The sequence below is a fragment of the Salegentibacter sp. genome (genome assembly GCF_041642575.1).
Taxonomy (GTDB): domain Bacteria; phylum Bacteroidota; class Bacteroidia; order Flavobacteriales; family Flavobacteriaceae; genus Salegentibacter.
Genome location: NZ_JBEPWD010000068.1, coordinates 1 through 11,910 on the forward strand (window position 1 = coordinate 1; position 11,910 = coordinate 11,910).

Here is an 11,910-nt window from a genome sequence, read left to right on the forward strand (position 1 = left end):
TGAATTCCGGAACCTCTTGATTTTTTGGGAAAATAAATTTTCTTATGTATGGTAAAGGCTTCTTTTTTGGAATAATTAGCAATCACCTTTGCAGCCCTCCCGGTGGGGGCCATAAGAATTCCTGATTTTTTGATCTGCCAAAGGTTTTTAACGAGGGTACTTATAATCGTGGTTTTACCCGTTCCGGCGAAACCTTTCAGCATGAAAATAGATTCCGAAGAATTGGAAGTAACAAAATCTGCGAGTTGCTGTAAGGCAATATCCTGTTTAGCTTTAGCAGGAAAACCCAAATCGTCTAAAATAAGCTTATAAAAACCAGCCGAAGTGAGTTCTTTCATAGGATATTGTCAAAATTCAAAGATAGGAATGGATTTTTAGGGAAGAAACTTTTACGAATAAAAAAAAATTGTAGATTTGTCGTGAAACACTAATATTATCTTAAAAATAACGAAAGCATGAGACTTGCAATTCAATTACTTCTTTGGGTGGTGATCATTGGGCTGGCCTATCTTACCTTTGATGCCGTATACCAACCAATCCAATTCGACAAGGTTAAAGAAAAACGCTACGCCAAGGTAATTGAAAACCTAAAGGATATCCGTGAGGCAGAACTTGCCTACAAGGAGGTTACCGGAGAATTTCAGGGAGATTTTGATAAATTGGTGCAATTTCTTGACACCGCCGAATTCGCAATCACCCAAAGAAGGGATACTACTATTTTAGATGAAGAATATAGGGAAACTTATGGAGTAGATGAATACATTGAAAAGGTGATTGTTGACACCCTCGGTTTTGTACCTGTTAAAGATTCATTATTTAAAGGAGACCGCGAGCGTTATACCGAAATGATCAACGTACCAATTGAGGGGGTTGATGCAAAATTTGAACTTGAGGCAGGAACAATGAAAAAGGGAGACAGAGACATTCCTGTGTTTGAAGCCAAGGTTGCTAAAAGTATTATCCTTGCAGATCAGGACAGAGATCTTGTACTTCAGGAAAATGAAATCCAATCGGTAGACGATGTGAACGGCCGTTACATTAGGGTGGGATCTATGGAAGAGATCAAAACCACGGGAAACTGGCCAAAAGTTTATGGTGACGACTAACCAACAAACCAAAAAAAACTTAAAACTGTCCATTCAGGTTAGCCTGGATGGACTTTCTTTTTGTATCCTGGATACAAAACAGGAAGAAATCATCTTTTTGAAAAAAGTTGACTTTGACCGCCAACTGGATCCGGTAAAAATTCTTCAGAAAATAGACAGGGAGTACCAAAATGAAAAGCCACTCCAGGAAGCTGTTGATGAAATCACCTTAATTTTTGACAATCCCTTATATACGCTGGTCCCTTCTAGATTGTTTACTGAAGAACAGGCTTCAAATTATCTGAAATTCAACACCAGGATCCTCAAAACCGATTTTATCGCGCACGATGAAATTGAGGTGGCCAAAACCGTATGCGTATACATCCCCTATACCAATATCATAAATTATTTCTTCGATCGGTATGGTGAATTTGAGTATAAACACAGCATTTCAGTTTTACTTGAAACTTTACTGAAAAAGGAAAAAAACAATTCTCCCAGTGTTTATCTTTATAATAAATTGGGAGGTTATGACCTTGTGGTAATCGAAGGAGGAAAATTAATCTTCTGTAACAGTTTTAAATATGAAACTCCAGAAGATTTCCTTTACTATATCCTCTTTACTGCAGAACAGTTGAACCTAAATCCAGAAAAATTCGACCTTCAGCTTTTTGGTTATATTTCTGAAGAATCTGATCTATTTCAGCTTGCTTATCATTATATAAAGAATATCAGTATTTCCAATTTCGGCACTAATTATGCAATAAAGAACCAAATTGAGAAAAAGGAGGCCGAAGCTGAATTTGTTCTCTTAAATTCATTCTAATGCGAATCATTTCAGGAAAAAATAAAGGGAAACGATTAGTCGCTCCTAAAAAATTACCCGTGCGCCCCACAACCGATATGGCTAAGGAGGCGCTTTTTAATATTCTGAATAACCGCTTTGATTTAAATGGAATAACCTTTCTCGACTTGTTTTCAGGGACGGGAAATATCGCTTTTGAATTTGCCTCTCGTGGCGCTTCACAAATTACTGCCGTGGATGAGAATTTTGATTGCGTGAAATTTATAAAAAAGACATCAGAAGAGCTGGACATGAATATAAATGTGGTAAAAAGTGATGTTTATAAATATCTCGAAAAAGCTCCAGTTAAATCGGACATTATTTTTGCTGACCCTCCCTACGATTTTGAACCCGAAGCTTTTCATAAGATTATTTCCCTGGTATTCGAAAAAGCACTTCTAAAGGAAGATGGCACCTTAATTTTGGAACATTCAAAACACACAGATCTCTCCGACACCCCTCATTTTACCGAAGCCAGAAAATATGGAAGTTCAGTATTTAGCTTTTTTGAATAAACCACAGTTCTATGGAAACTCGGTTAAAAATTATAGAGTTGGAAGATACTGTCCTGGAGTTTTATAATGGCTATGTTATTTCAAAAGTGAAGGAAGGGGTTATTTTCGAAGATAATCATGTTGAGCAAATCCTAAATCTCTGCAATGAAGTTTTTGATTCCCGAAGTTTCGTTTATATCTCAAACCGAAAAGAGGCTTATAATGTTAATCCACTTATCTATTCCAATTTAAGACATCTTGAAAAGCTGGCTGGAATCGCCATCGTGAATTATGAGCTAATGGGCGTCAAAACAGCTCATTTTGAAAAGCAATTCTCTCCACTTCCCTTTGATATTTTTACCAATATGGATGAAGCTATCGCCTGGTCAAAAAGTTTATTGAATAAAAAATAAAGCAGGCCTGTAAGCCGGATTCTGTTCCCAATTCCCGATTATATCAGGATCTGGGCCCCTATCATTTATCTGAAATTCCTGTTGCCAGGAACCTTGAGCTGCCTACCCTCCGGCAGCAGACGGGCAGTCTGCAGGCGCCGGTTTACATGGCATTGCACCGCATAGAGTTTACCTGATTTCACTACAGCATTACCTGTACATCCTTTCTGTTGCACTGGTCCTAACCTCACGGCCGGTGGGCGTTACCCACTATGCTGCCCTATGGTGTCCGGACTTTCCTCTACGCACCAGGCGTAGCGATAAGGCGGCCTGCTTTAAGCCGCAAAGATACTTTAAATTCCCGGCTTTTTTATTTCAGCAGGCTAATTCACTTTTTATGCCATAATATCAAAAAATATAGGGCGATGTGTTTAGGACTTAAGCTGGCTATTTTTATATTTGTTGTTCAAATAATTTCGATGGAACATTTTATAGTATCGGCCAGAAAATACAGGCCACAAAGCTTTAGAGATGTGGTTGGTCAACAGGCCATAACCAACACTCTTAACAATGCCATCGAAAATAACCATCTTGCTCAGGCCTTGTTATTTACAGGACCTCGTGGAGTAGGAAAAACCACCTGCGCCCGTATCCTCTCCAAAATGATCAATCAGGATGGCACCCAAAGTCCCGATGAGGATTTCGCATTTAATATATTTGAGTTGGATGCCGCTTCCAATAACTCGGTAGATGATATCAGAAACCTCATAGATCAGGTTCGCATTCCGCCGCAGGTAGGAAACTATAAAGTGTATATTATAGATGAGGTACACATGCTTTCACAGGCTGCATTTAATGCGTTTTTAAAGACTCTTGAGGAGCCTCCAAAGCATGCGATTTTTATCCTTGCTACTACTGAAAAGCATAAAATAATTCCCACTATCCTATCCCGTTGTCAGATATTTGATTTTAAGCGTATCACCGTAACCGATGCTAAGAATTACCTGTCATACATCGCTGAACAGGAAGGCGTAAATGCTGAGGAAGATGCTCTCCATATCATTGCGCAGAAAGCCGATGGAGCTATGCGGGATGCCCTTTCTATCTATGACCGGGTAGTTAGTTTTAGTGGAAAGGATCTAACCAGACAAGCCGTAACCGAGAACCTGAACGTCTTAGATTACGACACCTATATGAAGGTTACCGATCTTATCCTGGAAAATGATATTCCAGGTCTTTTGATTGCCTATAACGATATCTTATCCAGCGGTTTTGATGGACATCATTTTATAATGGGGATTGCGTCCCATTTCAGAAATCTTCTGGTTTGTAAAGATCAAAAAACAATACAACTGCTGGAAGTTGGCGAACAAACTAAAACCCGGTATTTTGAACAAGCCAATAAAACCAGTCATTCCTTTCTTATTAAAGCCATAGATCTTGCAAACGATTGCGATCTAAAGTACAAGAATAGTCAGAATCAGCGTTTACTCGTAGAACTTTGTCTTATGCAGCTTGCCTCTATCACTTTTGATGGAGAAAAAAAAAAGTTTGAACAGCCAATAATTCCGGCTAATTATTTTGAAGAAGCTCCTGTAAAACTTTCCTCAGAAGAGAAGGAACTGGTAAGGGAAAATGAACACGAGCAGCAGGCTCCCACCCCACCTCAGGAATCTCAACTACCCACTTCCCAAGCAAATACCGATGGAATTGATGGACATTGCGTGAGTGACAACAATAAAAAATATTATTCTGATGAAAACCCTGCTTCGGGTGTTTCAGAAGAAAATCATGAAATCAGTAAACCTGGAGAACCTTCACCGGCAATTGATAATGAAAAGGAAAATCAGGAATCCGCAGAAACCAAAAATAAGCCGAAGCCTGAAATGAACCCTGAGGGTTTAAAAAAAGAAAAAGTTTCAGGGCTGTCCCTTAAAAGCATTCGAAGAAAAAAGGAACTGGAAGCGAAAATGCAGGAAAAGGCTCCGAAGGAAGAAAAGAAATTAGCCGAAGAGTTCAATGAAACCCATTTGCATGCAGCATGGGATGAGTACGTACACCGATTAAAGCAGCGGGGAGAAAAGATACTTGCATCTATCCTGGAAACCGATTTACCAAGTCTGGAAGGTCAGGATATCATTCTGGAAATGCCTAATGAAGGTATGAAGATCGACCTTGAAAAAGAGAGAAATAAATTGATGGCATTTCTGAAAAAGAAATTGCAAAACACCCAAATTAACCTGGTAATTAGGGTTAATGAAACAAAGGCAAAGACCTACGCCTTCACCCCAATTGAAAAATATAATAAACTGAAAGAAAAAAATCCATTGCTTGATAAATTAAGAACCACCTTTGATTTAGACATATAACCATGTTAGGATTAAAACTACCCACAGACCCGCGTTGGGCAAATATTGCCGAGAAGAATATTGAAGAGATCCTTGTAGATCATGCTTATTGTGAGCAAAAAGCAGCTTCTACTGCTATTTCCCTTATTGTCACTTTTCCTGAGCACCCGGAACTAGTTGACGAAATGACTGCTCTGGCGCGGGAAGAAATGGGACACTTTAAAATGGTACACGATAAACTTAAACAACGCGGATTAACACTAGGCTGGGAGCGAAAAGATGAATATGTTATTAAACTACGTAGTTTTTTTCCTAAAGGAGGCAGCCGAAGTACTCAACTTGTACACCGTCTGTTAATCGCGGGGCTTATTGAAGCCAGGAGCTGCGAGCGTTTCAGGCTACTTTCAGAAAAACTGGAAGATAAAGAGCTGGCCGAATTCTACCGGAGTTTAATGATAAGTGAAGCTAATCATTATACCATGTTTTTAAAATTCGCCCGCAAATATGGGGAAGATCGAAACGAGGTTGACCGTAAATGGCAGGAATTACTGGATTACGAAGCTGAAATTATGAAAGATCTTGGCAGAGACGAGACCATTCATGGTTAGTTACGTTGATCTTCCCTGTACAAAGATTTAATGATCCCATCGGCTAAACCGATCTTTGGAACGTATATTTGATTTGCCCGCGCCCATTTCATAGAGTTAAGATAGATTCGGGCAGCCGGAATGATAACATCGGCCCTGTCGTTCTTAAGATCTAATTCAGTGATACGCTCTTCATAGGTGTAAGAATTCAACAGCTCATTATATTTTTTCAAGTAGGAAAGACTAAGTGGCTTTCCTTCCTTTTTCCCGCTGGTCTTGAAAATGTTGTTGATATTTCCACCGGAACCAATAAGGTCTATGTCATCAAAATCTTCAGTGACTTCCCTTACCCATTTTTCCATTTCATTCCAGGTTTTATGTTCCACCAGGTCCTTCAGCAAACGAACTGTTCCTACCTTAAAAGATTTGGAATCGATAGATTCCCCGTTGCTATACAACGTATATTCTGTACTTCCACCACCTACATCTACATACAGGTAATTTCTGTTTGTTTGAACTAGGTTATGAAGATCTGTTGCCGCAATAATCGCGGCTTCGTGATTACCATCGATGATCTCGATATCCAGGCCTGAGGATTCCTTTATTTTTTCTACAACTTCATCGCCATTGGCCGCTTCTCTCATAGCCGAAGTAGCAAATGCTTTATATTTTTCCACTCCGTGAGATTTCATCAGAAGTTTAAAAGCCTGCATGGTATCTTCCATACGACCGATATTAGAATCAGAGATCTTCCGGGTGACAAATACGTCTCCCCCAAGGCGAATAGGAACCCTAACCAGGGAGGTTTTACGAAAATTCGTTTCCTTTCCTTCTTTTTCGGTAATAGTAGAAACCAACAATCTAACAGCATTGGACCCAATATCTATGGCGGCATAATTTTTCTGACTTATCATGACTCTGGATTTTTCGTTTTGTTTAAATAATAATCGTATAGTGCAAATTGGGATCTCAGACGGGGTTTATCATTTTTTCTATAGGCATTATCCTGATTTTCAGAAAGTACCCGCGCCTTAATATTATCCTGCCAGCTAATATCAAAAGTTTCCATAATTTCCTTTCTGATATCATGATCATAAACAGGACAGGAAATCTCCACCCGGTTGTCCAGATTTCGGGTCATCAAATCAGCAGAAGTAAGGTAAACCTTAGGATCTCCTCCATTTTCAAAAATAAGAAGACGAGGATGTTCTAAAAATTTATCAACTATACTTATTGCTTCTATATTTTCACTTAAACCTTTAACTCCGGGAATAAGACAACAAATTCCTCTAACTATCAACTTAACTTCAACTCCGGCCTGGCTGGCCTCATAGAGTTTATTGATCATCGGATAATCTGATAGACTATTTAATTTAAGTTTAATCCCGGCCTTTTTACCTTGTTCGGCATTTTCTATTTCAGTCTGAATTAATTTTACCAGAGCAGTTCTGGTATAATGTGGGGAAATAATCAGGTGTTTATATTTGCTTACCTTATAATTGATCTCAAAAAAATCAAAAACTTTATTTACTTCCTTCAAAATTTCGGGATGAGCTGTAAACAATGTGTAATCGGTATAGAGTCGGGAGGTTGACTCATTGAAATTACCTGTGCTTATAAATCCGTACCTTTTTAATTTGCCTTCTTCCTCTCTTTCTATTACACAGGTTTTACAATGAACCTTTAACCCTGGAACGCCAAAAATAAGGTTCACTCCTTCTTGTTGCATTTGTTCGGCATAGCGAATATTGGCTACTTCATCAAAGCGAGCCCTAAGTTCTATTTGAACTGTTACTTTTTTCCCGTTTTTCACCGCATTAATAAGCGAACTGGCGATATGAGATATCTTCGCCAAACGATAAATTGTAATCTTTATGGTTCTTACCTTGGGATCCAGCGCCGCCTCCCGGAGAAATTTCACGGTATAGGCAAAGCTTTGATAAGGTGTATAAAGAAGAAAATCTTTTTTGGCAATTCCGCTAAAAAGACTTGTTTGCAGAATAAGCCCGGGAATAGGTAAAGGCTCTATTATTTCATATAAAAGATCATTTCTTCCCAGGCTGGGAAAATTCATATAATCTCGCCTGTTGTGATAGCGTCCACCGGGAATTATACTATCTGAAGAATCAATACCCATCTTTTTAAGGAGATAAGTAAGCGTATCTTCAGCGATATTCATATCATAAACAAAGCGAACAGGCTCTCCCTTAATCCGATCCTTCACACTATTGGAAATTTTTTCGATAAAACTCTTACTAAGGTCACTATCAATATCGAGTTCAGCATCACGCGTAATTTTGATCATATGTGCTGAGATACTCTCATAATCGAAAATATTGAAAATGGTGTTCAGGTTATATCTTATAAGGTCATCTAGCAGGATGATGTATTGCTTGCCATTTTCTTCGGGTAGCACTACAAAACGCTCTATGCTCCTGGGAATTTCAATAAGCACATATTTTTTCTCCTGCACAGGCTGATCCAGAAGCTGCGATATTTTCTGATTGGATTTCTCTTCCTTCATCACCATCTTTACCGCAAGATAGGCGGCGCTATCTTTAAGACTGGGGATTTCGGGAAGGTCATTAAGGATAATGGTAACCAACGCCGGACTTACTTTTGATAGAAAAAAATCTTTCAGAAATTTCTGTTGAGATTGCGAAACCTGTTTCTCATTGATGATATAAATATTATGAGCTTTCAACTGATGTTGGATATCAGCAAGAATCTCCAGACTATCAGCCTGCTGTTTAATAACAATCTGTGTGATTTTTTCCAGAAGTTTACTGGCCTTGATCCCGCCAAGAACACTTTTACCGGCTTTTCCTGCGAGATCAATTCTTTTCACAGTAGCATACCTAACCTTAAAGAACTCATCAAGATTATTAGAAAATATCCCGAGAAAACGTAATCGCTCAATCAAGGGAACTGTTTCATCTTCGGCCTCCTGAAGCACTCTTGCATTAAACTGAAGCCAGCTGAGTTCCCGGTTAATATATTTTTGTTGCTGCATAAATTAGCGTAATTCCTTAGGGATCAAAGTTAATAAGGTTTTTCCTCGTTGGATATCTTTCCAGGAGTCAACTGCAAAATCTATAACGCATAGGCCTGTAGTAGGTAAATTGTCCAAGCCTTTATCTCCAAGCCGGTTAACAAGAGCTGTCATTGCTGGATTATGCCCGAAGACCACTAATTTTTCAATACCGTCATCGCAGGATTTAATAATCCTCAGCAATTCCTCTTCATCAAATGTATAAAGTGATTCCTTTACTTTGAAATTTTCATCAGGCACCTCAAGTTGTTCTTTAAACATCTTTGCTGTTTCCAAAGCCCTTACCGCAGGACTACTCCAAAACATTGCATCCTGGGTATAAAACTCCTTATAGGTTCTGCTTACCACATCTCCATCGCGGTAAGCTCTTTTCTTCAAAGGTCTCTTATCATCCGGAAGATCGTGTTTCCAGGATGATTTCCCATGCCGAACTAGTGTTAGTCTTTTCATAATTATGGTGCTACGCGTTTAATTTTCCAATCTCCATTAATAGCCTTCTCGTATTGAATACGATCATGAAGACGATTTCTCCTGCCTTGCCAGAATTCAAAGTGAAGTGGTTCTACAAGATACCCACCCCAATGTCCCGGCCTGGGTATATCTCCATTTTCAAACTTATCTTCAAGTTTGCTTATTTCATCTATAAGATACTGATGAGAAGGTATTTCCTGACTTTGTTGAGAAGCCCAGGCGCCTAATCGACTGCCTCGTGGCCTAACTTTAAAATATTCATCTGAATCCTTCTCTGATGTTTTTGAAGCTGTACCCCTGATTATTATTTGTCTTTCTAATGCAGGCCAGAAGAAATTAAGACATAGTTTTGGGTTTTCAGCAAGATCTTTTCCTTTTTCCGAATTATAGTTCGTATAGAAAGTAAACCCTTCAGGACTAAAGGATTTTAACAATACCACCCTCGATTTAGGAAACATATCACTTCCAACCGTTGCCAGACTCATAGCATTAGGTTCTCCAATTTCAGGATTATCCTCAGCATCCTTAAACCAGCTGGTGAACAGCACTAAAGGATCAGAAGGTAAATTATCCTGGGCCAATTGATTCTTTTCATATGACTTTCGGTAATGTTTAAGGTCTTTTTGCATAATAAAAGCTTTAGTGCAATTTACAAGTTTTAACAGGAAGCCGGAAAAATAAAAGTGTTGAACTTAAATTAATCTGATAAAAATCATGACCCTTCTCTATCATTAGATAAATCAGCACATAATTATAGCAAATCCCTTGAAGTTTAGGCGGTAGATTTTAACCCCGAAGACCGTCGATTAATAATTGCAGGATAGATCTACGAGATTGATCTTAAAAAAACATCCTCTTGTTAATACAGATGACCATCGTTTCCTGATGTATGAACGAAAATAATTTAACATATAGTTTTCCCTATATTAGTCCATCCAGATCGGTGGTCTTTTTTAAGATAATGTAATACATCTTAAGGTTTTGGACGTTCAAACTGGATCTAAATTTTTAGGGTTTCCACCTATTGCTTTCTAAAGAATAAATTATTAGAACTAACTGTTTTTAAATATAAAATACCGGTTTTCCGGTATTTTTTTCAATCCAATTAAGTTGTTTACCGACTAATTTCAGCCTTACATCTAAAAAAAAAGAAATTTCTTTTTAAAAGGGAATATTACTATAATTTTACACCAGAATTGATGGACAAATTAGATTAATCCCCAATTAATCTATAGGTAAAATCCCCTAATTTTATCGTTTATCTCTTCTAACCCCCAAAGATTAAGATTTTGTTTTCCCCCATAGAAAACATGAATGATTAGACCCTACAAATCATTTAGACCTAAACCTACTTATTAATTGAGATTGTTCTGTGAAAGGAACATTACAAATGATTGAATAAACTTAATTCTAAACATTTCTAATATGATTTGGAAAACTACTTTTGCGAATAAGTTAAGTTTTAACTTATTAAGCATTTTAACTTTGATTTTTACATTAGCCGGTTCTTTACAAATGCAGGCTCAATGTAATAGCCAGAATGTAACGGTAAACGATTTTTATCTTGGAGATGCAAATGGGGTTCCGTTGCAATCTAATTCTAACTACCAGATAGGACAACCTGTTAATGCATATCTATATGCGCAATTTGGCGGAAGTTCCGGGAATGGTTATTCGCTTTATTTGGAATATAACGTCAGCGTGGATGGCGTTACTCAACCCTTAGTCCAGAATTGTTTATTTGATGGACAACCTATTCCGGATACTGGTTATCATCAAATAAGTTCGTTTACCTGGGAATGGGGAAAAGAATTAGAGTTGCAAAATCTTTATATGGACTGGTACACTAATGCCACAACAAGAGTTTGCGAACCAAGAAACAGCAATGCTCAATGTTATGGAGCTACAGAAAATTACTTAATAAAAACCCCTCTGGTTGCAGATTTTGACTATACTTCAAGTTGTAGCAGCACAAGCGTCCAGTTTAATGATCAAACAACAGGGGGCGAAACTCAGGATTATGACTATACCTGGGATTTTGATGGTTTAGGCAACAGCACAAGCGAAAATCCAATTTTTGATTTTGAGGAAGCCGGGACTTATGAAGTTACTGTTGAGGTATCAGACGGTTTAACGACAACCGAAAGAACGAAAGAAATTTATATTCCCGAAACCCCAGAAGAACCAACTGTAATTTCTACCACAGATGCTACTTGCGGAGAAAATAGTGGAAAAATAGAATTTGAATTTGAAAATAATCTAACCTATACGTTAACAGATAGCGACAATAATTCCTTTCAGCATAATAATGGAGAATTTACCGATCTTTCTCCCGGAGATTACACTCTAACTGTTAGTAATGGAGAATGCGAAAGCGAGACACAGGTTATAATAGAAGATATTGAAGACAATGAAGATCCTGTGATCAGCGGAATGCCTGCTGACATTACCCAGGATACCGATGCTGAAAGCTGTGATGCGGTAGTAGATTGGACCGCTCCGACTGCTGATGATAACTGTTCGGTTGAATCTTTCACCAGCAACTATACACCTGGAGATACTTTCCCGCTTGGGACAACAACAGTCACCTATACTTTAGAAGATGGCGCTGGAAACATTGTAACAGCGAGTTTTGAT

The 11,910-nt window shown here is 38.3% G+C and carries 12 protein-coding genes and 1 other RNA gene; 7 read left to right on the plus strand and 6 right to left on the minus strand.

All coding sequences use genetic code 11. The features are described from left to right. A partial coding sequence (locus ACESK1_RS09935) for an AAA family ATPase (protein WP_372920028.1) occupies window positions 1–338 on the minus strand: 338 nt, incomplete at its 3' end. A 117-nt stretch (window positions 339–455) separates the two neighbouring features. Between ACESK1_RS09935 and ACESK1_RS09940 the strand changes: the two genes are divergently transcribed. From ACESK1_RS09940 to ACESK1_RS09955, 4 genes are read left to right on the plus strand one after another with little or no spacing between them, the layout of a single operon-like run. Next, window positions 456–1,106 carry a hypothetical protein gene (locus tag ACESK1_RS09940; protein ID WP_372920029.1) on the plus strand — a complete coding sequence of 217 codons (651 nt, stop codon included), beginning with the start codon at window positions 456–458 and terminating at the stop codon, window positions 1,104–1,106. Next, a complete protein-coding gene (locus ACESK1_RS09945) occupies window positions 1,093–1,911 on the plus strand; it encodes a DUF3822 family protein (RefSeq protein ID WP_372920030.1) in 819 nt (272 codons plus the stop codon). The genes ACESK1_RS09940 and ACESK1_RS09945 overlap by 14 nt, the downstream gene beginning before the upstream one ends. Then, window positions 1,911–2,444: a 16S rRNA (guanine(966)-N(2))-methyltransferase RsmD gene (gene rsmD, locus ACESK1_RS09950; RefSeq protein ID WP_372920031.1), complete on the plus strand. Its 534-nt coding sequence runs from the start codon at window positions 1,911–1,913 to the stop codon at window positions 2,442–2,444. The genes ACESK1_RS09945 and rsmD overlap by 1 nt, the downstream gene beginning before the upstream one ends. A gap of 11 nt (window positions 2,445–2,455) precedes the next feature. After that, the gene (locus ACESK1_RS09955) at window positions 2,456–2,836 is read left to right on the plus strand and encodes a hypothetical protein (RefSeq protein WP_372920032.1); all 381 of its coding nucleotides are present in this window, start codon (window positions 2,456–2,458) and stop codon (window positions 2,834–2,836) included. Here the strand turns inward: ACESK1_RS09955 and rnpB are convergent. After that, window positions 2,831–3,152, minus strand: an RNA gene (gene rnpB / locus ACESK1_RS09960) — RNase P RNA component class A. The two genes, ACESK1_RS09955 and rnpB, sit on opposite strands and share 6 nt — an antisense overlap. A 142-nt stretch (window positions 3,153–3,294) precedes the next feature. Here rnpB and ACESK1_RS09965 point away from each other — a divergent pair. Together ACESK1_RS09965 and ACESK1_RS09970 are read left to right on the plus strand one after the other, a co-directional pair. Continuing rightward, on the plus strand, window positions 3,295–5,184 hold the full coding sequence (locus ACESK1_RS09965; RefSeq protein ID WP_372920033.1) for a DNA polymerase III subunit gamma/tau: 1,890 nt from the start codon (window positions 3,295–3,297) through the stop codon (window positions 5,182–5,184). A 2-nt stretch (window positions 5,185–5,186) separates the two neighbouring features. Continuing rightward, window positions 5,187–5,771 (plus strand): tRNA-(ms[2]io[6]A)-hydroxylase, encoded by a 585-nt coding sequence (locus tag ACESK1_RS09970; RefSeq protein ID WP_372920034.1) that lies wholly within the window; start codon window positions 5,187–5,189, stop codon window positions 5,769–5,771. Here the strand turns inward: ACESK1_RS09970 and ACESK1_RS09975 are convergent. From ACESK1_RS09975 to pdxH, 4 genes are read right to left on the minus strand one after another with little or no spacing between them, the layout of a single operon-like run. Beyond that, window positions 5,768–6,664 (minus strand): Ppx/GppA phosphatase family protein, encoded by an 897-nt coding sequence (locus ACESK1_RS09975; RefSeq protein ID WP_372920035.1) that lies wholly within the window; start codon window positions 6,662–6,664, stop codon window positions 5,768–5,770. The genes ACESK1_RS09970 and ACESK1_RS09975 overlap by 4 nt on opposite strands. After that, window positions 6,661–8,763, minus strand: coding sequence for a polyphosphate kinase 1 (ppk1, locus tag ACESK1_RS09980; protein ID WP_372920036.1), 2,103 nt, complete (start codon window positions 8,761–8,763; stop codon window positions 6,661–6,663). Before ppk1 ends, ACESK1_RS09975 begins: the two co-directional genes overlap by 4 nt. A 3-nt stretch (window positions 8,764–8,766) precedes the next feature. After that, window positions 8,767–9,252: a histidine phosphatase family protein gene (locus ACESK1_RS09985; protein WP_372920037.1), complete on the minus strand. Its 486-nt coding sequence runs from the start codon at window positions 9,250–9,252 to the stop codon at window positions 8,767–8,769. Window positions 9,253–9,254: 2 nt separating this feature from the next. Continuing rightward, window positions 9,255–9,902 (minus strand): pyridoxamine 5'-phosphate oxidase, encoded by a 648-nt coding sequence (gene pdxH, locus ACESK1_RS09990; RefSeq protein ID WP_372920038.1) that lies wholly within the window; start codon window positions 9,900–9,902, stop codon window positions 9,255–9,257. Window positions 9,903–10,758: 856 nt separating this feature from the next. Here pdxH and ACESK1_RS09995 point away from each other — a divergent pair. Beyond that, a partial coding sequence (locus tag ACESK1_RS09995; RefSeq protein ID WP_372920039.1) for an HYR domain-containing protein occupies window positions 10,759–11,910 on the plus strand: 1,152 nt, incomplete at its 3' end.